Source organism: Sulfolobus acidocaldarius DSM 639, assembly GCF_000012285.1.
GTDB lineage: Archaea > Thermoproteota > Thermoprotei_A > Sulfolobales > Sulfolobaceae > Sulfolobus > Sulfolobus acidocaldarius.
Map to the genome: position 1 here is coordinate 1863067 of NC_007181.1, position 25803 is coordinate 1888869.

Here is a 25803-nt window from a genome sequence, read left to right on the forward strand (position 1 = left end):
ACCTCACCACATGTAGTTTGTGAGTAAACCCACAATTTTCCCCATTTCTGGGTCACACTTAACCCTTTTACATAAATCCTCTTCTAACTTCACATCGACTAGTGCGTTCCTCCCTAACCTCCAATACCTCAGTGCAAGGACAGAACTTAAGAGGAGTTTTAGTAACCTTTCACCACAGTTATCCCTGTAGATGACATTTACTACTACTTCAGTTCCAGGCTTTACGACTTCTTGAGAGAATAGCGCCCCCTCCTTAGCCTTCTGAGTCTTGTCCTCAATTGAAACCCTCATGAGCCTGTACTTCTTTAGATCCTTGGTCTCGACCATGAAGTTCACACATCCCTCAGTCCTCGCATCGGGATAACCGAATAGTTGACATACGTCACAGGGTTCTTTCCCCCTATGGGCTTGTCTGATCATTTTTGGCTCTACCTCATTACAACTGGTGAAGCCTTGGGGTAAGAACTGGGTTACTGCAGTACGTAAAACCCCCTTTATTGAAGAACTAGGTATCTCAAGTTCACTGAATGGTATATCAGTACCTACTATGACACTGCCTCCTCCTATGGTCAGAGAGGTTAAGTTTTTGATTCTCATTTTAAATTCCATCACGCTTCACCTAAGCCTGCTAATATTGACTTTAGTATGAAATAATAGTCGTATAGTGGTGCACTCCCACCGTCGTTTGAAATCTTGGTATTCTGTAATAATGTCGAGAGTACTTTTCTCTGACTGTCAGTATTGCTCTGGTTTTCCTTTACCCTTGCTCTTTGCCTTACCATGTAAGCTAAGCCCTTGAAGAAGATATCCTCACTGCCCTTGTTCTCCTTATTAATTGTGGAGAGGTAACCAACAACGTCCTGTATAGGTCTAAGTACTTCCTTAACCTTATTCCTCCCTTCCCTTTCGTTGTTGTACAAGTTCACTAACTCCTTAAAGTCCTCTAGACCAAAGGACTTAAGGAATTCCTCTACATTTTCAAGAGGGTTTGAGACAACTAAGAACTTATACTTAATCTCATTATGTTTACTCCCAGAGTACTTGTTGATCTCAGTGTCTATGACATTTCGATTAGCTAAACTGTTGGAGAATAACATTGCTGCAATTGAAGACATTGCTACAGGAGAGCCATTTAGATGCCCTATCTTAGCTCTTTCCATCAACTCATTTACTGCTTGATAAGCAAATTGGACAGGATGATCCGGTTTCACAGTTAAAACACCAACCTTAAATGTAAAGCCTGTATACTCCTGAGCCTTCTTGAACAACCTCACTGCAAATTGTATTGCTATCACTGACGGGGACATTAACATAATATCGTCTCCACCTAAGTAGAGTACTCCTGAAAGCACTCTAGGTACTAGGGAGTTTCCTGTACTACTTTGTGCATTAGCAGAACTAGTTTCCTTCTCGTGAAGTTCCTTCAAGGTTTCGTAGAAGGCTTTTTTAATTCCGTAGTCCAGTCTAAAGCTTCTGTCCACATAGTCTGAGAACGTAACTGTTGCGGAAAATATTATTCCAGCGTAGTTTCCGTCAGCCTTAACAAGCGAGATGTACTTTTTGTCGTTTTCATTTTTCCAACCAGCAATGAATTCCATTGCGTAGTTCAGGTATTCACCCTCGCTACTGTCTTTGCCTTTGAATATACTCTTGGCTAAGTCAGCAGGTCTAATAAAGCTCCCATCTATCATGTATGTAGTATCAGTCTTAGCACTAAACCCTCTGTTACTAGATAGCTCCCTGACTAGCTTGCACCTCTTACACAGTCTTTCTTTCTCATCAGGCGAAATAGGTACATCGTCCACTGCAGGTCTTATGCCACAGTAGGAACAGGTTTCGTGAAGACCGTATGAGTAGAGCCTCTCGTTAAAGTCGAGCAAATACCTATTGTATGATTGTTTTCCGATCTCCTCGCTTATTTTGTTAATTCCCAGGATTTCATTATCGTACATAAAGTCCAATACAGTCACATTTAATTTAGCGTCCAGCTCTTCCTCTAACTTCAAGTTCTTAAACAGACCTTCAATATCAGGCTTATCGAGGTCAGCCCTTACAACAATATAGGAGTGTCCGCCATAACCGCTAAGTAGTGCCTCTACTGGTAACATGGATTTACCTAAGTCTCGGAATTTGCTGTCAATTAAGGCAAAGGCATAGACGGAGGTTATAAAATCAACTAGAAAGCTCGCAAAGGACATCTCCCTGAGTCCTGGGAAATTAGTTATGAATTTCTGTATACCTGGAAAGTCCACATATACAAGATAAGCTATGGGATTCCTTGATGTGGTGTTCGCTGAAGCTTGCTGTGTGCTCTTAGGGGTTTGTGCTGGTTTTACGTCATTCAGGTACTTCAATACTTTTGCTTCATCTTTCTGAATTACACTTGGGTCAAGTAAGACTGAGCTTAAGTATTTGTAGAGCTCTTTGCTAGCCTTTTCATACTCCTGAGCACCCTTACTTTCTAAACAGTTGAAGGAATCTTCGCCTCTTTTAGAGTAACACTCTTTTACTGAAAGGTTTAGATTATCAAGACCTTCCATTACGATAGGACTTATCCTATCATGGGATGCAGCCACATCGTCAGCCATATTTAAGATCGTCTGTATTTGACCATGGTGATGTAATACTTCGTCCCTTATTTTTTCGATCCCACCCTTTATGCATAATTCACCTGTTGATTTGCGCAAAACCTCCTCTAGGATATCAACAGATTCTCTTACATGGTGTTCAGGATTTACCAGTTTTCCTATGTCATGTAATAACGCTGCGACCCTGAGTTGACTTTGGTCATAAGTCTGTTGTTGCATTGCCCAGACCACTAAGGAGGTTAATTGTAAATGTGAGGCTAGTGAAGTGAAATTAAACCCTGGTCTAGTGTCAGCAGGGGTGTACAGAAGCGCTTCATAGATATCCATTAAGTCCTTAAACGACTGGAAGAAGCTCTTAAGATTTCTTACTGTCTCAGCAGGTAACTTTTCTAGTTTATCCATGAGGTCCTTTACACCTAAATCTGGAGTTATCATGAGCTCCTTACCATATTTGTGTCTGAGGATCACATAGTACAGGAGGTATTCAAAGGCATTAGCTGAATACTTGGATGAAGGCAAAGAGGGAGCATATGATAATATCATGGGAGCCTTGTAGATCAGAGCCAACAGGTCAGCTAATATGTTCATGGCTTGCCTTTCGTCATTACCTGCAATTTCACAGGACAGATTGGATATTTGAGTTATGATGTTTATTATCTTCTCTCTAAGGGCTTTGACTTTATTTTCCTCTACGAATTTGACTTCGAACTCAGGGAGTATAAGCTTACCTCTGAGAGTCATACTCTATCACCTTAGCCAGATATTGTTCCTCAGGATTACGGGGTAAACGGATCTTGTGTATTACTTCTTTTCCCCCCTCATCTTCTTCCCTTCTCTTTTCCATCTCCACTTCCACGAACTTAAGGTATTTCTTTTGATCGTTATCACTACAGTTAATCACCACAGACAGATCATATTTTATACATAGTTTATCAGTCATTATTACCAAGCCTCATTGAAATCTCTAGGTCGATATGAACTTACGAATTTCTGTAATGCCTGGCTTAAGTCTATCTTACCGCCTGTCAATGACGAAGACCTTATGGAGAAAGAGACCCTACCAAACCTCTTATCAATATACTTAAACCTACCTAGTAGCTGAATCTTCTGTTGCAATTTTCCATTCACTAACCTGAAACCAAACCCATACAACAACATACCTATCTCCTCAGGTCTCCTTATAGATCTGAATAAGACTTTACCTGTGAAAGTAGAGCCCTTCTCTGCGCACTCATAGTCTTCATTATTAATGTTTACTTTCTTGACTTTTACATTACTCCCAACAAAGTCTGTGAAGTTGACCCTACTAGCGAGCTTAGCAGTGCCTAACAGGTCATCAACAACACATACTTGAGGAAACTTATGATAGTATCTCCTAAAGGCTGGTCTGAATATGTTTATATAACGAGGTGAAGAGTAATTTGATTGCCTATTCACCACATAACAGGAGTCTGGAATTGACAACTCCAGTCTAGTCCTCACCATTCCTTTTATGGTTGCACCTGGTATTACTAACCTACCATCAGAATACTTATTGAATTCGTGAATTGGAGGATTAAAGTAGCCCGATAGATCTGGTACACTGCCCTTTAATACACTATCTATCCACTGGTCTACGTCTTTTTTAGATATCCCTTTATTCAAGGATATTGTGTACTTACCCCCTCCGACATGTAGTAACTCTGACTCCACTTTCATCTCCAGCTCTATGAACCCCTCAATGCCTGGAGAATTCCTGTAAGTGTAGTTAGCCTGAGACTGGGTATGGAATCTTGACGTTCTGGAACACCTCCATATACGGCTTTACCTTATTGAAGAAATCATCTCCTTCCCCTTGAACATTGTTTAGACCTTGGGGGACCTCCTTGTCCTCTTCACCAATCTTAGGGTCACCGCTTATTGTTAGCTTAAGATTACCAAACTTCACGAATCCAAATCCTCTGGTCTTATGACCACCAATTTGGGTTAGCCCATCATGTATATTCTTCATTATTGTGAGGAGATAGCCTACAACGTAATTTGGCAAGTTTCTCCCCATGAGTTTAAACTCAAATTTAGAGTTTGGCTCGACGTACTCTACCTGCACTAGAGCACTTCTTGCAGATGCACCCTCTGTCCTGCTTATAGCCACCATTGTCCTAACGTTTAGTTTGTAATCTATAGGTAGTGAATCCAAGAAGTTAACCATTCCGCTTACGCTCATTGTTCCAAAAAGCTTACAGTTAAGACAAGTGTATTTCCAGAAAGTGTCGATAGCTTGCCTTATATCACTCTTTAGGAATCGTTGAAAATCCTCATACTTACCATAGTTTCTCAAGCAGATATCTCTCCCTATTCCAGTACACACTTTCACGCCCTTAGAGTTAAGTATCCTCTCTCCTGCGGACCTAAAGACACCTTTCCAGCTTGACCCTGGAATTACTGGTCTACCAGTTGAGTCCTTTAGTACCACATCTCTTGCCAGTTCCCCCGGAGATATAGCTGACTTTCCAGCCCCTACCCTTAGGGGAGATATTACAACAACCTGTCCCTCAATTGTTATGATCCTCTGTATTACATTCCTCTGGATAAAAGCACTGACCAATTAAAGCACCTCCTCAAGTTTTTTACTTTTTTCACTTAGAAGGTCAGGTTTTTCGTAGTATTTTACAACTGCGTTTCTCAGTTTTATTAAGCCAAACCCAATAGATTTTCTCCCACCTATGAATATGCCCTGTGTTGTTAGGGTCTTGAACAGGTACTTAATTGCCTCAACTGCTTCTCTCTTACAATCATCTGTCTCACCGCTTATAATATTAAGGTTATAAATGTACATCCTGAACTTGAAGTTGGCACCGGGCTCCACGAAGTCTAAATTGTACAAATTACCTGTCATTTGACCACCGAATACCCTGTTTATCGCGACCATAGTCCTGGTGTTTATCTTATAGTTATCAGCCTCAGCATCTAATATGTAGACCCTAGAGGATAGGTCCTTAAAACCAAATATGACACAGGGGATACAACAGGTACCATTACCACAACTGTTGCAGACTTTTTCATCGTCATTCATTTGACAGACTCTATACTTGCTATCGTTTAATGAATAAGTGTAAGATTCTACTAAACTCCTAAATGCCCCCTTTAAGGATTAACCTGGTATTATCGGCTTCCCGTTTCTCCTCATTATTGGGTTATCTGTCAACTCGTCAAAAGAGGAAGATCTGCCTTGACCCACTCTAAGTGGTGTCTCATTTACTAACTCTCCTTCAACTACAGCTATCATGTATATATTATGTAAGTCATGGCAAGGTGGCTCTGCGTCACTCATTTAATTGACCCCACTAGCTTGGTCACAATATCTTTGAAGGTTTGAGCTTTACTTATGGAGTTCCAATCCACATTTAAGCCTGAAATACCCTCATAAATCCACTTTACATAGCCTAATATGGAAAGGGCTTTCTCCAGGTCCTTACCTTGCAATGCTTTCAACAGTAGCTTCCCTGTATCAGGATCTATCTCCTCCCTTCCCATTTGCCTAATAATATATGCAATTACCTCATCTACATTTTTTCTATTCTGTAATATTGTCAAGAGGTTGTTTATCGTAGACGCGTCCACTACGGGGTCTCCGTTTCTGTCAGGTTTAGAAGCCGATATGGCTATTTTTGTAGCAATATCCAAGATCTCCTCAACATTAGATTGGGAGCTCATTGTATATATTGAGAAGCACCATTTTAATAAGGATTACTGTCAATTAATTCTCAGTTCTTATTGTGACTGAGTTAAAGAAAAATATTAACACTTCAAAAATCAGCTAAGTGTTGTTCATTAATCAGCTATGAAATAACTAGGTCTTGAATACCTCAATGGTGTGAGTTTTGCTAAGTGAAATACTTGATAGAGTATTATGGGCTGAACCTTCAACGATATACTATAAAAAGGTAGTATATGACGGAAAGGAGATATTGGGCTTGTTAGGCAAATTCAGCTATACCGTTCTTGAAAACAGTCAGCTTATCTATGAAATCTTAGAGGATGTCATTGCGATGGGAGTAGGTTCGTCTAGGAGAAACGGTTTCGGAAGGGTGAAATTCATAATGTACAATAACCAAGAGTCTGAAAATAACACTTTGAGCTCACCGTCCAAAAACTGAACCCTATCAATAATCAGGAATTGCAAAATGTGAATACTTTTGGACTAGGTTAAGTCAATGAGTTACTATTCTATCTAACTTTACTATCCAACGAAAGTACACAACATGTTTTTCAATTGCGTGAAAAATTAAGGTTGTTGAGACAAAATAAATAAAGAATATTAATGTTTACTGATGGACATTATATAACATGAGGAGGATATTGATATTTGATATCCCCAACATAGGTTTTGCTAGATGGGCTAAAAAGAGGTTAGAGCTGTTAGGATACCGCGTAATTGAGACTCCATATAAGTATGATATAGCTATAGCATTATATGCCGAGAGGCTCGGTGCAATCGTAGTGACCTCAGATAAACGCTTCCCTTATAGGAAAAAGATTGTATTGCCACAAAAGTTCGTCACAAATTCAGGCGTAATTGGAAAACCTAAGTATGAAAAACTCTACACAATACTAATGACGGAATTGAGTAAAGTCTAATATAGAGTGTTAAAATAAAGCTGATATTTAAGGTCCTTAGAAATGCTTTTTGTTACTAATAAGTAGAGAGTGCGCTCATTAATATGGGTTAAATGACCTTTGATAAATAATCCTAACCACTACAGATTTACACTGTCTCATCCTATGTTATATCTAATTAAGACCATTCAAGTATCAAAAAGGATTGACTAACTTTCAGATAATCTTTTCTCGTTTTACGACAACTTACTTTAAATTGGGTAGGAGGCTTTAACGAATACGTCCTCTCTAGGGTAAAACAAGGTGTTGGGGTTAATAGCTCCTCTCAATTTTCATTACGTTTAGTAGTGAAGAGTTCCTTTAATTAGTTTCAGATACTAATGCTCATAAGGATGCGAATGCTCATAGGGATCTTCTCCCTCGTGAGTTCACTCTAACTAGCAGTTGGCAATACGTGGCTTGGGTTCAATATTACATAGACGATAAAAATTTAAAAACTTTGCTTTTTTACACTTTCAAAAACTATAGCCTCTATCGGTAATAGTGGATAAGACTAAGCAACTCTGTCTCCGTTCACTCATGAGTCAACTAGTTTTTACCAAAAATCAACTTAATCGGATGGAAGATAACATAATTATAAGGAAAAAAAGAACAAACTGTACTGACCATTGAACTCCTAAATAAAACCTGAAAAACTTAGTTTTAGAAAATTAATTACGTAATAAGAACATTATAATTAATGAAAAAGAGGTTCTATCTTAAGACACATACTGTTCGGTTTAAATTCGTCTTTGTGTAACAAGACATTGATTTTTCCGCAGATTCTACTCACTAACACGAAAATTATACTTTTCAGAATGATAATGCGAAATCAAATAACTGACCTCTAAAACTTTCCACAAAGCATAGTCCAACTTCATTGAAAAATCTCACTCCAGTTCTCTTTTATCTTCTTTACCAGGTCTTCACTCACCTTAATCTCTAGAGGAAAGCTTTTGTTGAAAGGCTTAGTCGCATAAATTATTGCCCTAGAGGAGACGTACTCTTTTACATTCTCTTTTCTCTCAGCCATTGGGTCCAGAGGTGTACTTGGTACATTCTTTACAACCTCGATTGAGTTGGCTGGATCAGTCCTAGTGCACAGAGCCCAAACCACCTGATTTAAATCTGAGGGGTCTATGTCTTCATCCACCACTATTACATACCTCCCCCCGTAGGAAGTCAGTGGGCTTATAGCTAGTATATGCCCCAACATGGTCTGGTGACCAGCAAACGCCTGTTTTATTGCCACAACCACCAGAGCCCTGGAGAATCCCACCTCATGTGCCCAAACTCCCTTTACATCCCTTATCCCAATTCTCTCTAACATATCCCAGATCATTGCAGATCTTATCGGACACCTGAAGTAAGAGTAATCATAGGGTGGAATACCTGGAGTAGTACCAAGGAGTATTGGGTCGTTCCTGTAATAAACCCTCTTTACCTCAATGACTGGGTTCTTCATCCTTCCCCCTGCATAATATCCCATGAACTCTCCAAAGGGTCCCTCATCAGTTAACTCTCCCGTAATGTACCCCTCAATTGCGATCTCGCTCTCAGCAGGGATAGGTAACCCTGTATCCTCTCCTCTCAAGACGTCAACCCTCTTTCCCGTCACAGCTCCTGAGAAATTGTACTCAGAGACACCCTGGGGCACTTCCATTCCCGAGAAGATGAAGAGGTCAAGAGGTGGAGAGAAAGAGATAACTATGGGACACTTCTTACCCTGTCTAAGGTATTTCTCCATGTGTATCCTACCGTGGTGAGGAGAGTCTATGAAAATTGCTAATCTGTTCTTATCCACTAACATAACTCTGTAAGCCCCAACATTTACCCACTCTGACTCAGGGTCCTTTGTCACAACAGCATCAGCTGTGCCTATATATCTTCCACCGTCATGCTCATGCCATTTAGGGGAAGGGAATTTGAATAGGTCAACCTTTTCGCCAACGTCAACGTTCTCTAACAGGGGAGAGTCGCTCACCTCTCTGGGGGAGTAGTTCGCATACTCCTTTGAAGCATAAGCCAGCCTCTCCCTCAACTTCTTGACCAGCTCTATATCACTATTTGCAGGAAGATTCAGGGCTAAGCTCACCCTCCTGTAGTCCAATAATGCACCTGTCAGAACCCTGTAACCCTTAGGGTAGTCCTTAATTTCGTCAAAGAGTAGGGTGAATTTCCTCCTCTTAGCGTTTAGGTCTGTAATGGCTCCTATCTCTAAGTCCCAACTTGCACCTTTGACTTCTCTGAGGAGACCTAGTTCCCTCACTCTCTCGATAAAATCTCGTATATTCATTGTGTATATATAGTATGACTTTGAATTTTTAAACAATCATGTGCCCTTAGTGTGGTTCACAGTTAATGTAAAGCGGTAAAGTCCAGGTAGAACTTTACGTTTAGTTACATGGACAAACTGTGAATACAAGGCTTTAACACGGAGCCTATTACCGTACTGTTATGGTAAAAGACTTAGTCTCTCACCGACTTCACCTTAAAGGAGCAGTCTTCATGAGAAAATAATGTGGGTGAGAAATATCACTTCTCCTGTTGTCCATGTCGAGGGATGTGTAGGAAATGACGTTTAAATATCAGGTTTTTTAGTTAAATAATTTTTTAAATGCTCTTTATACTTATTAAGTCATGATATATAACTTTGAAGAAGAGTTAAGGAGAGCCCCTAAGAACTGGGGAAGGTGGGGAAAAGACGATGAGATCGGGACTCTCAATTTCGTCACAAGAGACCACATACTGAGATCACTGATGACTGCGAGGACTGGGAAGACTTTCACTTTAGGCTTATGGATCAATAGAAAGGAGGGAGATCCAGTCTGGATAGGTAGAAGACCCACAGTACACTTGATGACAAAGGACGAAGGAACCTATATTTCAGGAAAGGCTGAACCAAGACCAGGGGGAGGAAAGTCTGCAGATGATATTGTCATAATGCACTTACAGGGCAGTACACAGGTTGACGCATTGGGTCATTACTGGAAGGACAACACGTTATACAACGGCTTTGACTCCAGGACGACTATCGGTGGTCTAGCCAAGGACGACGTAAGTAAGTTAGCTGAGAGGGGTATTTTAGGTAGGGGTGTTTTACTTGACGTAGCTAGACATAAGGGTAAAGGGAGTTTAGATAAGGGTGAAATGATATCTTTCTCTGACTTACTGGACACTGCTAAGGAGGAGGGCGTAAAGATTAACAAGCATGATATAATCCTGGTAAGGACGGGTTTCCTGAAGACTTTCTATGAGAAGGGTCCAAATGAGTTTTACAAGGACTTCAGTGAGCCAGGAATTACCTATGAGCGTGAGCTGGTGAAGTGGTTTTATGAAAACGAGTTCATAGCTTATGGTAGTGACACAATAGCCTCAGAGCAGACATACTCCTCCACACTGGGGATAATGCTTCCCTTGCACATATTCTTCCTCAACTACTTGGGGCTACCTATAATGGAGATGCTATGGCTAGAGGAGTTGGCTAAGGATTGTGCTGAAGACGGTCAGTATGATTTCTTCTTCATAGCCTCCCCTCTTAAGGTCATAGGCGGAACTGGATCTCCAATAAACCCCATAGTGATCAAGTGATCCTACAATTGAATGCCGTAGAGGCTTTCATCCTCTTACTAGGTGACCTTAAGTACCTGCCGACCACTGACTTTTCCCTTTTCAAGGTTGTCTAAGGCGTCGTTAGCCTCCTCCAGGCTTAAGACCTTTGTTATCATGGGCTTTATCTTACCGTTCTCTGCTAATTCCAGTACCTCCAAGAAATCTTTCCTGTTACCTGTAAGAGTCCCTATGAATTGCCAACCCATGGAGTGAAGTCTCAGACCGGCATCATGAGGAAGTCCACCGCCATAGGTTCCAACTTTCACGTATCTCCCTAACTTAGCCAATAAAGTGTAGTAGTTACTCGTGGTAAACTCTGAGCCCACGAAGTCTATTATTGCATCTACTCCCCTGCCAGTAGTTATCTTTCTCACCTCCTCCTCGTCCACCTTGCTGGTGACGTAGTCTGCCCCCAAATTCGTGGCTAACTTTAGACCCTCTTCACTTACATCCACTCCTATTATAAAGCTTCCGTGAATAGCCTTGGCTATTTGTACCGCAATGCTCCCTAGACCTCCCCCTGCTCCTATGATCATCACACTCTTTGAGGGATCTAAATTAGCTAACCTTAAAGCCCTATACGCTGTAACACCTGAACAGGCTAAAGGTGAGGCTGTTGAAGTTGACAGGTTTCTGAGCTTAAACATATACCTGTAGTCTGGGACTAACACGTATTCACCATAGCCCCCGTTAACGTTTATCCCTAACCACTTAGGATTATCGCAGTATTGGTCTTCACCTATTTTGCAATAATGACAGGACCCATCACCTATCCATGGATCTATAAGTACTTTATCACTTTTCTTGAAGCCCTCTACGTTGCCTCCTAGTTCTACTACCTCTCCTGCGATCTCATGACCAATAACTAATGGTAGAGTGGGTTTACTTGAGCTTATTCTGTTAAATATCGCACCTGACCTTACAGATAGGTCAGTGTGGCACACACCGGCGTAGTCCACCTTCACTAACACTTGTCCTACACCGACTTTAGGGACATCCATATCTTCCAAGCGTAAGGGCTCACCGAATTTATGTAATAGCATTGCTTTCATTTAGTGGTCATCTCACTATTAGTGTGTCTGTATACACACATATATAAATAACGTAGAACATGTTTCATATAACTACACCCTCCTCTGCTCTCTCTACACTCATGTATAATCCGACCTCAGACTAGGTCTGAATTCGAGAAAAATGCCATAACTTTCCTTCTCCACAACGATTTTCATGCTTTCTGATCTTATTTCCCACACCCTATAAAGTCTCCTTCTGAATCTCATACTCCTCCTTTGATATGGTACCCTTAGTCTCCTTCGTGAGTACTGTACCCACTAATATTATTACAGAGACCACTATTAAGGTGTAGAACATTATAGAGGGAAAAGCAGAGAGACCTGCTGAAGCTACTGCTAGGCTGATTATGGTTGGGATTGTCCCTCCTATTGCAAACCCAGTATTCCACGTGAAGCCAACCCCTGTTCCCCTCACGCTAGCTGGATATATCTCATTTAGGTAAGTCATTAGCATCCCTCCTCCTATATCGACTAAGAACAGGATTGCAAAAGAGTGAAGAATTATCTGATTAAGGTCACCGGATTTTAGTGAACCCAGGGAGAGAAAGAGAGGTCCAACTACTGCTAGTACAATAATTGCACCTATTAATGACGTTATCTTCCTCCCTATTATCTGGGATATCTCCCCTCCTATTAATGGTCCTATCGACATCCCAATTGACCCTATTATCATTACTATTGCTATTTCAGTCTTGGCTAATTTATTGACACTACTTAAAAACGTAGGTAGTATACCATCAGTAACGTAAAAACTTGCACCCCAGCCAATTGAAAGTAGCAGTGCAACGCCTAACTGATACCTGTATTTCGAAAATATCTCCTTGAGGGGAGACTTCACCACTGACCCTCTCTTTTTAATTTTAGTCCAAACCTCAGACTCAGGGACTAAATAGTTTACAAATCCAAGTACAGCTAAGCTCAGTAGCCCGCCAAAGAACATCACTCTCCATCCCCATACCAGATAGGAACTTCCAGGGTAGAGTATGGTTGTCAGGAAAAACCAGCCAGCTGCTATGAGGTATGCCACTCCAGCAGCTGAAAACCCTAGTCCACCTACAATCCCTCTATACCTCTCTGGGACAGACTCAGGTCCTATCACATGACTACCTGCAGTTATGCCTCCTATGAACACCCCTTGAATCAGTCTCACTGCTAACAGTAATATTGGTGCTATCACTCCTACTACTTGATAAGTCGGTAATGCGCCCTGTAATGTGGAAGTTATCACAAGACCTATTAGACCGTAAAAAATAGCCCTCTTTCTACCTACCTTGTCCGATACCCTAGACCCAAAGACTGTAGCACCTACAGGTCTCATGATCAATGAGGTGGCAAACCCCGCATATGTTGCCGCTATAGACAAGAAAGTGATACTTGAAGGGAAAAACAGGGAAGAGATATAAGGTGCAACAAGTAGGATAGTGAACAGGTCATATAAGTCGAATGTCCAGGTGAAAAAGGTTGCTAAAGTCCATTTAAAATGATTTGAAGTAAATTTTTCTTCTTTTTTCATATTAATCTGGAAACCCATTAATGGGGTAAATTATAAGCCTTATCTCAAAGTTAATAGAGATATTACACAGGTTATAACTGGTTTATATCAATTTAATTATCAGACAAGACGCTAATAACGCACTGAATTCATTAACTTTTTAGACTTCATTAGTAAATTTTGACAGTAAAGTTTTAATATTATATATAATAAACATGGAGTCTGAAAATTTCATGTTAAACGCTGACCTTGACTTAGGCATACCATTGAAGGCAATGAATGACCAGGGCATATTTAACGAGGAAATAGAGAGGATATTTTCAAACAACTGGATCTTCTTGGGTTTTGTGGATGAAGTTTTAAACCCTGGAGACTTTGTGGTGAGGAGAATAGGCTTAAACTCGGTAATCGTAGTAAGGGGAGAGGACGGTAGGATAAGAGCCTTTTTCAACGCCTGTAGGCATATGGGAACCGAGTTATGTGAAGCTGAGTATGGAAGGGCTAGTACATTTACCTGTCCCTATCATGGATGGACGTATAATAATATGGGGAGGCTTGTAGGTGTCCCCGTAAAGGATATAGCTTATAAGAGGTTTAAACTCAGCGATGTCTCCCTGTATGAGATCAAGATAGACACGTACGAGAACCTCATTTTTGGGAATTTAGGATCTTCAACTCAGTCCTTATCAGATTACCTGGGTGAAACAAAGTGGTATCTGGACATCTTCTTTAAGGCAAGCGGAGGTATGAAAATTGTAGGAAAGCCAATCAAGTTCATTGCAGACTTTGACTGGAAGTCAGGGGCGTCTAATTTCGCAGAGGACAGGCTACATACGATTACCACACACAGGTCTGTTGTGGAGTTGGGATACGCTAGCCCCATTTCCAGGTTCGGGTATGTGACTCCAGGTCTAAGTGAAATAACTGCCTGTTATCTGAATGACAGTTTAGGAAGACCAGTTGGGGCATTCGGAATGCGATTCCCACCTGAAGAAAGTATACCAGGTTTCTTTGGCTTTTATGGAGATCACTTCAGGGAGCATTCGAAACCAGAAGGTGTGTCAGAGGAACAATATAAGGTATTTCAGAGGGTGTCTCATTGGGTCGGTACCATATTCCCTAACTTGAGTTTCTTCACTGCTGCAGATCAGACCGACAAGTCTGGTAAACCTAATTCTCCCGTTAGCCTCATTAGGTTATGGCAACCTATAGGTCCTGGTAAGACTGAAGTGTGGACATGGGTGGTAGTACCGAGAGTGCTACCAGATGAAATAGCAAAGAGAGTATATGAAGTCACAACGAGCCACTTTGGTCCATCTGGAGTTGCAGAAATGGATGACACTGCCATATGGAGGAGGATATCTAAGTCAGCCTCAGGGAATTTGGCAAGGAGAATAAGCCAGCTAATTATAGGCGGGTTAGATTCTGTCTCAGATCTACCAGTTCTAAGGGACTGGCGTGGTCCAGGTTTAGTCAGACCAACTCAATTCCACGAAGATGGTCCAAGGACCTTTTGGAAAAGGTGGTTAATGGAAATGGGGTATGAGGTAAAATGGTGAACGTTGCCATGGTGGATCCACAGGTTTACATAAACTTATGCGAATTCCTCTACCACGAGGCTGAAATTTTGGACAACGAGATGTATAGGGAATGGTTAGAGATGCTTGGAGATGATTTTGAGTACCTTATAACTTATGTCCAGCCTGAAAAGGGAGCTAAACTTAAGTATACGGAAGACTCCTTCCTCATGAAGGCTAATAAGCAGAAACTGAGTGAGATGGTTAAGCGTCTATATCACCCATCAGGGTGGGCTCTTCAGGATTCCCTCAGCAGATTTAGGAGGATAGTGGGAAACGTAAGGGTTAAGGAGGCTTTAAACAACACTGTGAGGGTGAGGAGTAATATAGCCTTATTTAGGATAGAAATGAATGAAGGGAGCCAGAGTGTGATCACAGGAGAAAGAGAGGACTTACTATCCCTAAGTGGTGAAATAAGGCTAAGGAAGAGGGTTGTTGTGTTAGATTCACCATCTCTTTTAACTTACAACCTGTATTTTCCAATATGACATGGTGTTTACGTTTTTCACGGGAAGAAATTTTGAATTAATGTACAAAGGTTTAATTACTAGTTAAAAATATAATTAATCATGGCGACATTCACAAAATACCCCCTGAAGTTCCTTAGACTTAGTCTTATACACGAGAACTGTTGGAGCAGGTATTATGAGGTACCTGAGATCGCTAACATACTGAATTTGACACCCTACCCTGAGAGGAATATTCTAAAGGTCTCCCTGCTGATGTCTGAGAAGGGATATAGGGACATAATGAATCTGAAGTCCAGGGGCAAGGTAAAGGATATTTTCAACATATATAAATGGAGAAACAGGTTTTACGTAGACCTAGTCAGAGATTATGACAACTCCATTTACTCTATCATAAACAGGAACAATGGAATACTCATAAGTACACTGAAGTATGATGGCAAAGAGATATGGAACCTCCTGGTTTATGAGTATAAGGTCAACAGGCTCATTAAGGAGTTCCAGGAGTTTGCCGAAATAGTCAAGGTGAACATTGAGGACGACATACCCACAGAAAACCTCACCAGTAGAGAATTAAAAGTGTTGACAACAGCCCTAGATTTAGGTTACTTCGACTACCCCAGGAAGATAAAGTCAAAGGAGTTATCGGAGATCCTGGGTATTTCAGAGCCCACTTTCGTCTTTCACCTCAGGAACGCAGAGAGAAAGATTGTAAGTAATTTCATTAAAAAGCTGGGAAAGAACATGTTGTCTGAACCTTAGATTCAGCTACACGGGTTTTTGAACACTTTTCCCTTGACAAGAAGGAGAAATGTCTTGAAGTTAACTCCCTTCCACACCCCACGTTAATGTACTAAAGATGAAAATAATGAATTAATAAATATATTTAAAAATGCTTTAACCCCATATTTAATATGTGAAAGGATTATGGTTGAAGTAATAAGGGACAAGAAGATAGTAGTGGAACCAAATCTTACAAATTACGACGAAATATACAGGAATTTTAACTGGGATAACGCTAGAAAGACGCTGAACTTTGTGGGAAAGGGAAATGTCTCAAAGCTTGTTATGGATCTAAATGCTGATGGTAAAGACAAGAGTGGGTTGATATGGATCAGTGAGAAGGGAGATATCAAGAGTTATACATTCCATGACCTTGAAGTGAAAGCTTCAAGTTTTGGGGCTGTCTTGAAGGACTCAGGTGTAAAACCTGGGGACAGGGTGGTTGTAATGTCCAAAAGAGTACCATCGCTATATTTTTCCCTCTTGGCTATTGGCATGATTGGGGCAGTCATAGTCCCCATATATTCCACGTTCGGTGAGGAGGCAATTAGGTATAGGGTTGAGAACAGTGGCTCTAAGGTGGCAATTGTACATGAATCACTTGCTGATAAGTTTAGGAACATCTCAGGGATAAAGATCTTAAAAACGTCAGAGGAGGGGATAGTGAACGAACAGAATGTGCATAACACGTCGTATGTTGAGAGGTCAATAAATGATCCCACGTTGATATTGTACACTTCAGGGACAACTGGGAGACCAAAGGGAATATGGCACTCACAGGACATCATGACCTTCTATTACTTCTCTGGTAAATACCACTTTGACATGCATGCACAGGATAAGTTTTGGCACACAGGAGATCCTGCATGGGTCGCCGGGTTTGCAGGGGTGTGGACAGCATGGCTAAACAGCATTCCAATAGTGTCTTACGAGGGAAAATTTGACGCAGAGTCCTGGTACTCTAACATAGAGAGGGTGAAGGTCACTCTAATGTCCACTGCACCGACCGCGATTAGACTACTGAAAAAGGAGGGTGTTGAGCTCGCCAGAAAATTCGATCTCTCTTCAATCAGATTCATACACGCAGGAGGGGAGTATGTTGACCCTGACATAATAAGGTGGAGTATGGAGGTCTTTGGGGTACCAATTCATGACGGATATGGTCAGACTGAAACTGCAACTTACGTCATTGCAAACTACGTTTCGATGCCCATTAAGATAGGGTCAATGGGTAAACCGCTTCCAGGTGTAAAGGCACTTGTAGTGGACGAAAATGGTAATCCCCTACCGCCTAACACCAAGGGAATACTGGCATTAGATCCTGACTTTCCGGCTATGGCTAAAGGTATATGGAACGATGAGGAGAGGTGGAAAAACAGTTTCAAGAACGGGTATTACTTGACTGGTGATATGGGCTATATAGACGAAGACGGCTACTTCTGGTACCTTGGAAGGGCTGACGACATAATAAAGGTTTCAGGGTACAGGATCAGTCCAGTTGAAATTGAAAGCGTTATAATGACACACCCAGCAGTCGCAGAGTCAGCTGTCATAGGAGTTGAGGACCCAATAAGGGGATTCAGAATAAAGGCATATATCGTGCTTAAGAAGGACTATTCCCCGTCAGATGAGTTGAAGAACGAGATAATCAACCACGTGAGAGTAAAGCTAGGAGCCCACGTTGTTCCTAGGGAGGTGGAGATTGTGAAAGAGTTGCCACATACTCTGAGTGGTAAGACCATGAGGAGGGTTTTGAGGGCAATCGAGAGTGGTTCACAACTGGGAGATGTAAGTACACTTGAGAACCCAGAGACGGTAAAGAAGGAATGATTGTAATAAATTAATGAGATTAAGGATAAAAATTTAAATCTATAACAAAAATATTTGGTGGTGAAATAAATGATTAAGGTGGAGTTGGATAAAGAGAATAGGATAGGTAAGGTACTAATTGATAGACAGGAGAAAATGAACGCCATAACTGTGAGTATGAGGAGAGAGATAGGAGAGAGAATACTAGAGCTAGAGAAGTCACCAGACGTGAGAGTAATTATTGTGAGAGGGCTGGGAGGAAAGGCTTTCAGTTCTGGTGGTGACGTTAGCGAGTTCCTCTCCCTCACTCCAGAAACTCTAATTGACTGGGGGGAAGACCTTTCAAGCTCAGAGAGGATAACTAAGCCTGTAATAGCCTCTATTGATGGCTATACATTTGGTGCTGGTTTAGAACTGGCATTATCATGTGATATAAGGATTGCAACACCAAGAAGTGAGTTCGGACTACCAGAGATAAGACTGGGCATGGTGCCTGCAAGTGGGGGAATAACAAGACTGGTTAAAGTACTAGGGCTCTCTAGGGCTACGTATATGCTCATGTTAGGGAAGAGGATCGATTCTCAGTTAGCCTATCAGTGGGGTATAGTCCACGAGATAGTAGATGCAGAGAAGTTAGACGAAAGGACGTATGAAGTTGCTAAGGAATTAGCCGGTCTTTCACCTCTAGCCTTAAAGGCACTGAAGAAAGTGTTACACGAGATAGCTGACTCACCAATGTATGTTGGGTATGATATCGAGAGAAAAACCTTCGGATTGTTGAAGTACAGTGGAGATTTCAAAGAAGGGGTAGAGGCGTTCCTGAATAAGAGGAAGCCAAAGTTTGACGGTAAATAGCCATGTTTAAAGAAGGGCTGAGGTTTGTCAAGGGAGAAGGAAGTTACATCGATGATATGATAATAAAAGAGTACAAGAATCATTTACACGTTTCAATACTGAGATCTCCTTATGCCCATGCGCTTATAAAGAGAATAGACTACAGTGACGCTTCTAAAGCAGGGGTTAAAGTCATCACGTTTAGAGACCTCATGAACTTTTTAAGCCCATTTCCCCTTTCTCTGGATACAAAGGTAGAATACTATCCCATTGCCAGGGATAAGGCTGTATATTACGGTGAACCGGTAGCACTAGTAATAGCCAAGGACCAATATGAGGCTGAGGACGCCAAAGAGCTCATTCAGGTGGACTATGAGCCTATTAAACCTGTAGTTACCATAGAGGATTCACTAAAAAGCGAACCAATCCATCCTCAGGTGAAATCAAATATAGTGTTGAATAAAACTTTCACTTATGGTGACTTCGAGTACGAATCAGAGAAGTCAGAGGTAGTTGTTGAAAATAGGGTAAAGTTCCCTAGATACAGTTGTTCACCACTAGAGACCTATGAGGTGTTTGCAAGATACGACGGTGATAAATATGAGATATACTCCAACTTTCAAGGACCGTACTCAATTCACTATTTACTTACAAAGGCGTTAAAAGCTGATGTTCTACTGAAAGGACCAAGAGATATTGGAGGTTCTTTCGGTATAAAGAGCGCAATTTACCCTTACATGGCGTTAATTGCATCAGCTAGCCGTGTAATATGGAGACCATTGCTGTGGAGGGAGACGAGGACAGAGCACGTTATTGCTAGCTCTGCAGGAGCTGAAAGGGAATCCGTGGTAAAGGTTTACGGTAATAGGAGTGGGAAAATAAACGCAATTGAGATCAAAGCCATTGATAACTTGGGTGCCTATCCAAGACCTCCAGAGCCAGGAAACCTGTTGAGGAACCACGGCAACCTGACAGGCGCTTATGACATCAAGTCCATGAAGGTGAACTACATGGCAGTTTTAACTAACACTATTCCTACCGGTCTGAATAGAGGCTACGGTGCCCCCCACTTGTATACAGCTATTGAGACAACAATTGATATTTTCGCAGATGAGATAAAAATGGATCCCATAGACGTAAGGATGAAGAACGTTATAAAGGACGAGTACTATGAGACAGCTTCTGGTGGTAAGTATAGGTCGTTCAGCTGTTATAAGGTGTTGAGGAGGATGAAGGAGTTATACGACAAATTAAATACTGATGTAGAGATGGAGAGGGCAAAAGGTAAGAGGATTGGGGTAGGAGTCTCCCTGATAATTGAGCCCTCTGGGACAAATATTGGTTACCTGGATTTGGCTAGAGAGTCATCGGACTTCTTACCTAAGTCCTCAGCACAAGATATTGTGATGGTCTATATTGACCTTTATGGGAAAGTCAAGGTCTTTGTGAACGGGAGTAATGAAGGTCAAGGTCATGAGACTGTAGTATCGGAACAAGTATCAAGGAGACTAGGCGTAAAACCTCAGGATGTAGACGTGATATATAGGACAGACACAGAGAGACCTTGGGCTGTCTCCTCTGGGACATATTCCAGCAGATTTGCGCCCATAGTCATGGAAGCCTTAAATAGGGCTCTGGACAGTTTAGAGGACAAGCTGTTGCTAGCTGCGTCTGAGCTCTTAGGAGTGCAGAAGAGCTCTCTAAAGATAAAGGAGGGAAAAGTCACCACGGTAACTGAGGATAAATCGGTATCCTTAAGGCAACTGGTGGGGATATTCCACTGGGACCCCGTGAAACTTAGAAATACTGAACAAGGGTTAGTCGCTGTAGGTCACTTCCAATCACCTTATGCTGATAACCTTAAAGAGGGCAAAATAAACTCTTCAATATCTTACGGCTGTATGGGTCAAGTGGTGGAGGTTGAAATTGGAGAGACGGAAATGCCATTTATTAGAAGGGCATATGTTATACATGACGCGGGAAAGATACTTAATGAGAAGATGGCGGAGGGACAAATAGTAGGGGCATCATTTCAAGGTGTCGAGGTCTCACTTTTCTCTTCACTTGAGTATAATGAGGATGGCATTCCTTTATCCCAGAACTTCAGTGACTATCTTGTATTGACAGCCATGGAGTCACCTAACATAGAGGTTCAGCACATTACGAGTGATCCCAATCATGTAGCTGGATTGGGAGAAGGAGGAATAATAAGTATGCCACCTGCAATAATAAACGCACTGAGGAAGGTAATTAAGATCAACAGTATTCCAGCTCTGAAAGAAATCATTAGTTCGAAATAATCTCCTGAGTCTTGGTTAATGGAGAATGACGTACCCTTAGTGAGTGATCTAGATTACTGTTGTTAGAAAAATAATTTAGGACGCTTTAGTTGTGCAATTCCTTCTTTAATCTACACCCTTAAAGAAAGAAATAGTTGCATTTACAAGAGTGATTTTTAAATGTTATTGAGCTAACGACATACTCGTTTTTCTTATGCATGTATACTATATTTCCAGGTCAGATGTTTATTAGAGAGATTCGATAAGCCCATATTATTGACACGATAGACAGTAATGCAATGAAGAGAGCGTCTCGCTTTACTCCTCTCTTGCCTAACCTAGCTAAATCCTTCATGGAACCTAATTTTTGTCCTGGTCTTAAGAAACGTAAAGACGGTTCTATCAGTGACAGTAGCAATAGCGGAACCTTAAAGACATATAAGCTTAGGAAAACAAATACGATGACTGAAATTACCCATGCTTCTTGAACAACTCCTTTACTTAACCTTCTAAAAGGTATCTTGTACTCCACATAAAGTGCCCCAACTAAAATGTACAGTATCCAATATAATGATGGAAGTAAGAAGGAGTTGTAGACAAATATGTTCCAAACTATGGACAGTGACGATAAAAATGTGGTACCTAAGACATTCCCCCACATCGTGTTCTTAAAATAATATAACGCAAATGTCAACAATATCAGTGAAATGGGGAGAAGAAGGAGAATTGACTGTTTTATGAAGAGATAGGGTATTGATGCTAAGACAATTAAAATATAATCCATTTTACTGAGCTTAAGTACCATAACTTTAGGTTGTAAACGCTCTAGGATAGGTAATGTATAAGCTAGTATAGGTATCAAGATTATCGTCCTAAAGAAATTTAAATTATAAAAAGGGATTAATGAGACCACATAAGACATAATCCCAACTACATAAAGGGCGTGGTTCCTGACCTTCCTATGAGAACTCATAGCGACTTGATAAATCTATAAGGGTAAAAACATGTAACCTAAATGTTAAGGGAATGACAGCTAAAACACATTAAAAGCTCACTATCACAATCTGGCATTAGAGACTGAAGAATCCAAAACTTCACCTTAAAATTTAGGGTTTCTTAATATATACAATTCAACACTAACATAAAGTCATGTGGAAAGAGGAAATAAGGGAGGAACATTCAATAATATTAAAGGCTACTAAGTCCCTTTTGTACTCTTATGCCCTTAGTCTTTTGTACAAAGACCAAAAGTACTTAGACTTCATATTGGATTTTTATCAGGACTTCTATGAAAACTTTGTGATAAACTGCCACAATAAGAAAGAGGAGAAGATATCATCACTCGTCAACTTCGATGATACTGTAAGGGATCACGCTGAGATAAGGAAGATCGCCCTCAGAGCATTTACCGATACAGACAGAATAGGGGAATTCTCAATAGTAATGATAAATCACGTTGTTGAGGAAGAAAACAAATGGTTAAGTAACGTAAATGGTGATTTTGAGGAGGTCATGGAAGAAGTTGAAAAGGATATAGGAGAAGAGGTACATAAACACTATGTAAAGAGTGTGGAAGAACTTTATAACGACATTACGACCAAGTTCCCAATCCTTGACATTTTACAGGTAACTCCCACCATGAATAAACTTGTCGTGATTACGAGATTTCCTCCAGAGAAAATTTTCAAGTTAAGACTTAAGGCTAAGATAGGAAATGAACTATGGGTAGCAGAGGTGTAGGGAGATGAATGGAGTAGTCCAAAAGTTGATAAATGACCACGTAGAGGAAGATAGACTTTTAGATGAACTCAGAGAACTCTCTAACGGTGACGAAATGAGAAGAAAGTTTAGCATTTTCTGTAGAAATTTAAAATACCACATTTATTTAGAGGAAGAAATACTCTTTCCAAAGCTAGATCTCAGCGATCCTATGGTTATTGAGTTAATGAACCAACATGTTGCAATGTGGAATCTGATGGCTCAAATTGAGGAATCTTACGATATTAACTCACTTAAGATGCTATCGTCACTTCTTAAGGTCCATAATGCCATAGAGGAGACTAACGTCTATCCTAGGCTTAATGAATTGAAGCTAGAGGAAATAAACGAACAAATTCCTGATGGATGGGTGCCAAAGTTTATGAGGGGAAAGACCCTGACTTTTTAGGGTGTGTGTTTTAGATAATTCAGTTCGAGTTAATTGACATGGCACAAAAAGTTTTAGATGTGAGAAAATATTCACCCACTGTAAGACATAGCCTTATCTTGGAAGAGTTTGAGAGACTTAAACCTGGTGAAGGAATGTACATAATTAACGACCATGAACCAGTACATTTACTTCACTTTTTATCCCATAGAGACGATTTCGATATCAATGCTTATCATGCAAAGGAGGAAGAGGAAGGTAAGTGGATAGCTTTTCTAAAGAAGAAAGAGGTTCAGGGTGAGGCTAGAGCCATTGTCACGAACTTCGATAGTAACAAGAAACTATCAGAAACGTCATTCACACCCATCCAGATCTTCAGGACAAACACTTATGCGGTAATACTAGCGTACTTTAAGCCCGGACAGTTCATTCCGGTTCATAAACCGAGTATTGATGTAATCCTTCTGATAAGAAAAGGTAAAGGTGTGGTTGTAGCTGGAGATAATAAGTACAATGTAAAGGAAGGTGATTTAGTGATAGTGCCTAGAGGAGTTAAGAGGGGTGTCTTAGCTGAGACTGAAATGGAAATACTTCATATAGTGTCTCCTCCACCAAATGAAAGAGATCATGAGGAAGTTGAAGAGGGTCTTAGAAAAGGTAAATTTGAGGGTTAGAATTGACTGTGAATGTGGATGAGTGGAAAAAGAAGATAATGGAGGGACTAAAGGATGTATATGACCCAGAAATACCTATAGACATCGTTAACCTTGGGTTAATATACGAGCTGAGGATTTCAGAGGAGGGGGATGTATACATAAGGGTGGGTGTAACCACCCCTTATTGTCCCGTTACTGAGGATATTGCTTACACTGTAGAGCAGGTCATAAAGGAAACTGTAAATGCTAAGAGCATAAATGTGGAACTAGACCTAGATACCAGATGGACACCATTAATGATGACTGATGAGGGTAAGGAGACGTTCAAAAAGAGATTTGGATACGATATTGTCCAAATGTGGAAGATGCAACACGGGGAAGAACAATGAGGGTTGGAATGCTACTTCTCCTTGAAGGCTTTATTATTCTTCTTTTCGGAGGTATCCCTGCAGTTCTGACATTTATGGATATGCAAGGATTTCCCTACCCTTTGCCCACAACATTCTTTGAGTTCCACTGGTTTATAATGATCTATGGGTTCTTCCTAACCATTATAGGTAATGAAATACTTGTGGCTTTAAGCATGGAGTGGAAGGGTGAGCAGGCACCAGATTATTACGTTATAGGATTCGCCGTAACTGTATTGGTTTCACTGCTCTTGTCCTCAACTCCTTATAGCTTTTACCTAGTCCTCCTTGCCTTAGGAATGTTAATATACCACTCAAGGATTTACCTCAGTCCCTCTAAACTGGGGTTAAGACCGACTACCTACAATTACCTGTTATTCGTGACCCTAATCTTAACAGTTTTTGTCACAGCTTTTCAAATATTCCTGGATTTGCCCTGGATTTCCCTGATCTTCCCCACCCTAACTATCTTTTCAGTAATGAGCAGAGATATAGGTTTAGTCTTTGGAGGGAGGTTGATAAAGGATAAAGAGATAGTGTTTGCTTACGCTTTTCTCCTATTGGGTTTACTTGTTTACCCTAACTGGACATCATCTCTACTCATATTTGCAGGATGGTTCCTTTCATTCCACGGATCTGGATTAGTAAAGGCAAGGGGTAGAGTTTATCCAAAAGTTAGTCTATCCATTGCCTGGACCTGGTTACTATTGTCCTCGATATTCTCTCTCACTAGTTATGATGCCTTCATACATAGTATTGCAGTTGGCTTCCTATTCAACACAGTTTTTGGTGTCGATGTAGTTCTAATAGATATGCTCATCTCAGCTACAGGTGTTCACGTCAAGGTGAAACCCTCTTATATCCCAATAATACTCCTCAACTTAGGTTTATTGACTAGGGTCATATTTGATATGGGATTTACTTCCCCTTTATTACTGTTGTCAGCCCCTCTTCAGGGAATAGGGATATTATCGTTCTACCTGAATACCTTCAGACAAGTCTTCAAGCAAATAAGAAAAACACCGCAAGTAGAAAAGCGAGTTCAGTGAACTCATAAATGGAATATGCATTATAAAACCCTGAGCCGTACTGTCTCTCCCCTTTAAATATATAGTAAGAACCACCCGTCACATGGGTGATCAGGAAGAATACGGTGAAAGTAGAGAAGAGGAGATCAGAGTGTAATAAACTAATTACGGCAGTTAGATACGTGTAATAGAAAATCTCAAACAATGCTAGTGGTACTCCCAACCTTTTGCTAATTGTTTTATTTTTAAGTAATGCTAAGGTACCAATCCAACTATGTTCAATTATCATAATTGTCGAAAGGGAGATGATTAAGAAATTCATGGAATAGAGAAATAAATTTTTGTACTAATAATAAATAGGGCTAAAAGGTAAGGTGAGGTACAGGATCTAAAATACCTTCAATCAAAAGTTATACA

Annotated in this window: 26 protein-coding genes and 1 pseudogene; 14 read left to right on the plus strand and 13 right to left on the minus strand. The window is 40.7% G+C overall.

Annotation, left to right across the window (positions count from 1 at the left end; translation table 11 throughout):
- Window positions 1–3: 3 nt before the first annotated feature.
- The 8 genes and pseudogenes from SACI_RS09890 to SACI_RS09920 form a co-directional block, all read right to left on the minus strand.
- Window positions 4–609 carry an RAMP superfamily CRISPR-associated protein gene (locus SACI_RS09890; protein WP_011278843.1) on the minus strand — a complete coding sequence of 202 codons (606 nt, stop codon included), beginning with the start codon at window positions 607–609 and terminating at the stop codon, window positions 4–6.
- A complete protein-coding gene (locus SACI_RS09895) occupies window positions 609–3329 on the minus strand; it encodes an HD domain-containing protein (protein WP_011278844.1) in 2721 nt (906 codons plus the stop codon). The genes SACI_RS09890 and SACI_RS09895 overlap by 1 nt, the downstream gene beginning before the upstream one ends.
- Window positions 3313–3528, minus strand: coding sequence for a hypothetical protein (locus SACI_RS09900; RefSeq protein WP_011278845.1), 216 nt, complete (start codon window positions 3526–3528; stop codon window positions 3313–3315). The genes SACI_RS09895 and SACI_RS09900 overlap by 17 nt, the downstream gene beginning before the upstream one ends.
- Window positions 3529–3530: 2 nt before the next feature.
- Complete coding sequence (locus SACI_RS09905; protein ID WP_011278846.1) at window positions 3531–4286, minus strand: RAMP superfamily CRISPR-associated protein; 756 nt, start codon at window positions 4284–4286, stop codon at window positions 3531–3533.
- A 49-nt stretch (window positions 4287–4335) separates the two neighbouring features.
- Window positions 4336–5172 carry a type III CRISPR-associated RAMP protein Csx7 gene (gene csx7, locus SACI_RS09910; RefSeq protein WP_011278847.1) on the minus strand — a complete coding sequence of 279 codons (837 nt, stop codon included), beginning with the start codon at window positions 5170–5172 and terminating at the stop codon, window positions 4336–4338.
- Window positions 5173–5706 (minus strand): annotated as a pseudogene (gene csx7 / locus SACI_RS09915) (CRISPR-associated RAMP protein Csx7); the annotation flags it as partial.
- A 12-nt stretch (window positions 5707–5718) separates the two neighbouring features.
- Window positions 5719–5898 carry a hypothetical protein gene (locus SACI_RS12395; RefSeq protein WP_062414743.1) on the minus strand — a complete coding sequence of 60 codons (180 nt, stop codon included), beginning with the start codon at window positions 5896–5898 and terminating at the stop codon, window positions 5719–5721.
- Complete coding sequence (locus tag SACI_RS09920; RefSeq protein ID WP_011278848.1) at window positions 5895–6281, minus strand: hypothetical protein; 387 nt, start codon at window positions 6279–6281, stop codon at window positions 5895–5897. Before SACI_RS09920 ends, SACI_RS12395 begins: the two co-directional genes overlap by 4 nt.
- A 167-nt stretch (window positions 6282–6448) precedes the next feature.
- Here SACI_RS09920 and SACI_RS09925 point away from each other — a divergent pair, with 167 nt between their 5' ends.
- Window positions 6449–6724 carry a hypothetical protein gene (locus tag SACI_RS09925; protein WP_011278849.1) on the plus strand — a complete coding sequence of 92 codons (276 nt, stop codon included), beginning with the start codon at window positions 6449–6451 and terminating at the stop codon, window positions 6722–6724.
- Window positions 6725–6914: 190 nt separating this feature from the next.
- Window positions 6915–7205 carry a hypothetical protein gene (locus SACI_RS09930; protein ID WP_011278850.1) on the plus strand — a complete coding sequence of 97 codons (291 nt, stop codon included), beginning with the start codon at window positions 6915–6917 and terminating at the stop codon, window positions 7203–7205.
- Window positions 7206–8100: 895 nt separating this feature from the next.
- Here the strand turns inward: SACI_RS09930 and SACI_RS09935 are convergent.
- Window positions 8101–9519, minus strand: coding sequence for a UbiD family decarboxylase (locus SACI_RS09935; protein WP_015385892.1), 1419 nt, complete (start codon window positions 9517–9519; stop codon window positions 8101–8103).
- 344 nt (window positions 9520–9863) lie between these two features.
- Between SACI_RS09935 and SACI_RS09940 the strand changes: the two genes are divergently transcribed.
- The gene (locus tag SACI_RS09940) at window positions 9864–10814 is read left to right on the plus strand and encodes a cyclase family protein (RefSeq protein ID WP_011278852.1); all 951 of its coding nucleotides are present in this window, start codon (window positions 9864–9866) and stop codon (window positions 10812–10814) included.
- A 38-nt stretch (window positions 10815–10852) separates the two neighbouring features.
- Here SACI_RS09940 and SACI_RS09945 read toward each other — a convergent pair whose 3' ends face one another.
- Both SACI_RS09945 and SACI_RS09950 read right to left on the minus strand, forming a co-directional pair.
- On the minus strand, window positions 10853–11887 hold the full coding sequence (locus SACI_RS09945; protein WP_011278853.1) for an NAD(P)-dependent alcohol dehydrogenase: 1035 nt from the start codon (window positions 11885–11887) through the stop codon (window positions 10853–10855).
- A gap of 202 nt (window positions 11888–12089) precedes the next feature.
- A complete protein-coding gene (locus SACI_RS09950) occupies window positions 12090–13421 on the minus strand; it encodes an MFS transporter (protein WP_011278854.1) in 1332 nt (443 codons plus the stop codon).
- A gap of 194 nt (window positions 13422–13615) precedes the next feature.
- Between SACI_RS09950 and SACI_RS09955 the strand changes: the two genes are divergently transcribed.
- The 6 genes from SACI_RS09955 to SACI_RS09980 all read left to right on the plus strand — a co-directional run bounded on the left by SACI_RS09955 (window position 13616) and on the right by SACI_RS09980 (window position 21170).
- Complete coding sequence (locus SACI_RS09955; RefSeq protein WP_011278855.1) at window positions 13616–14959, plus strand: aromatic ring-hydroxylating dioxygenase subunit alpha; 1344 nt, start codon at window positions 13616–13618, stop codon at window positions 14957–14959.
- On the plus strand, window positions 14953–15465 hold the full coding sequence (locus SACI_RS09960) for an aromatic-ring-hydroxylating dioxygenase subunit beta (RefSeq protein ID WP_011278856.1): 513 nt from the start codon (window positions 14953–14955) through the stop codon (window positions 15463–15465). The genes SACI_RS09955 and SACI_RS09960 overlap by 7 nt, the downstream gene beginning before the upstream one ends.
- A gap of 81 nt (window positions 15466–15546) precedes the next feature.
- Complete coding sequence (locus SACI_RS09965) at window positions 15547–16206, plus strand: helix-turn-helix domain-containing protein (protein ID WP_011278857.1); 660 nt, start codon at window positions 15547–15549, stop codon at window positions 16204–16206.
- 165 nt (window positions 16207–16371) lie between these two features.
- A complete protein-coding gene (locus SACI_RS09970; RefSeq protein ID WP_011278858.1) occupies window positions 16372–18057 on the plus strand; it encodes an acetyl-CoA synthetase in 1686 nt (561 codons plus the stop codon).
- A 69-nt stretch (window positions 18058–18126) separates the two neighbouring features.
- Window positions 18127–18891, plus strand: a complete 765-nt coding sequence (locus tag SACI_RS09975; protein WP_011278859.1) for an enoyl-CoA hydratase/isomerase family protein — start codon at window positions 18127–18129, stop codon at window positions 18889–18891.
- A gap of 2 nt (window positions 18892–18893) precedes the next feature.
- Complete coding sequence (locus SACI_RS09980) at window positions 18894–21170, plus strand: xanthine dehydrogenase family protein molybdopterin-binding subunit (RefSeq protein ID WP_011278860.1); 2277 nt, start codon at window positions 18894–18896, stop codon at window positions 21168–21170.
- Between the two features lie 217 nt (window positions 21171–21387).
- Here the strand turns inward: SACI_RS09980 and SACI_RS09985 are convergent, their stop codons facing one another.
- Window positions 21388–22122, minus strand: coding sequence for a hypothetical protein (locus tag SACI_RS09985; RefSeq protein ID WP_011278861.1), 735 nt, complete (start codon window positions 22120–22122; stop codon window positions 21388–21390).
- A gap of 176 nt (window positions 22123–22298) precedes the next feature.
- On the opposite strand from SACI_RS09985, the gene SACI_RS09990 reads away from it, so the two are divergent.
- Genes SACI_RS09990 through SACI_RS10010 form a run of 5 tightly spaced genes read left to right on the plus strand, consistent with a single transcriptional unit; the run spans window position 22299 to window position 25407 of the window.
- Entirely contained in the window at window positions 22299–22889 is a 591-nt protein-coding gene (locus SACI_RS09990; protein ID WP_011278862.1) for a hypothetical protein, read from the plus strand.
- 4 nt (window positions 22890–22893) lie between these two features.
- Window positions 22894–23316 (plus strand): hemerythrin domain-containing protein, encoded by a 423-nt coding sequence (locus SACI_RS09995; RefSeq protein ID WP_011278863.1) that lies wholly within the window; start codon window positions 22894–22896, stop codon window positions 23314–23316.
- Between the two features lie 38 nt (window positions 23317–23354).
- Window positions 23355–23969: a DUF2249 domain-containing protein gene (locus SACI_RS10000; RefSeq protein ID WP_011278864.1), complete on the plus strand. Its 615-nt coding sequence runs from the start codon at window positions 23355–23357 to the stop codon at window positions 23967–23969.
- 38 nt (window positions 23970–24007) lie between these two features.
- Window positions 24008–24340: a metal-sulfur cluster assembly factor gene (locus tag SACI_RS10005; protein ID WP_048054437.1), complete on the plus strand. Its 333-nt coding sequence runs from the start codon at window positions 24008–24010 to the stop codon at window positions 24338–24340.
- Window positions 24337–25407, plus strand: a complete 1071-nt coding sequence (locus SACI_RS10010; RefSeq protein WP_011278866.1) for a hypothetical protein — start codon at window positions 24337–24339, stop codon at window positions 25405–25407. The genes SACI_RS10005 and SACI_RS10010 overlap by 4 nt, the downstream gene beginning before the upstream one ends.
- Here SACI_RS10010 and SACI_RS11900 read toward each other — a convergent pair.
- Window positions 25361–25708, minus strand: a complete 348-nt coding sequence (locus SACI_RS11900) for a hypothetical protein (RefSeq protein WP_011278867.1) — start codon at window positions 25706–25708, stop codon at window positions 25361–25363. The genes SACI_RS10010 and SACI_RS11900 overlap by 47 nt on opposite strands.
- Window positions 25709–25803 lie beyond the last annotated feature (95 nt).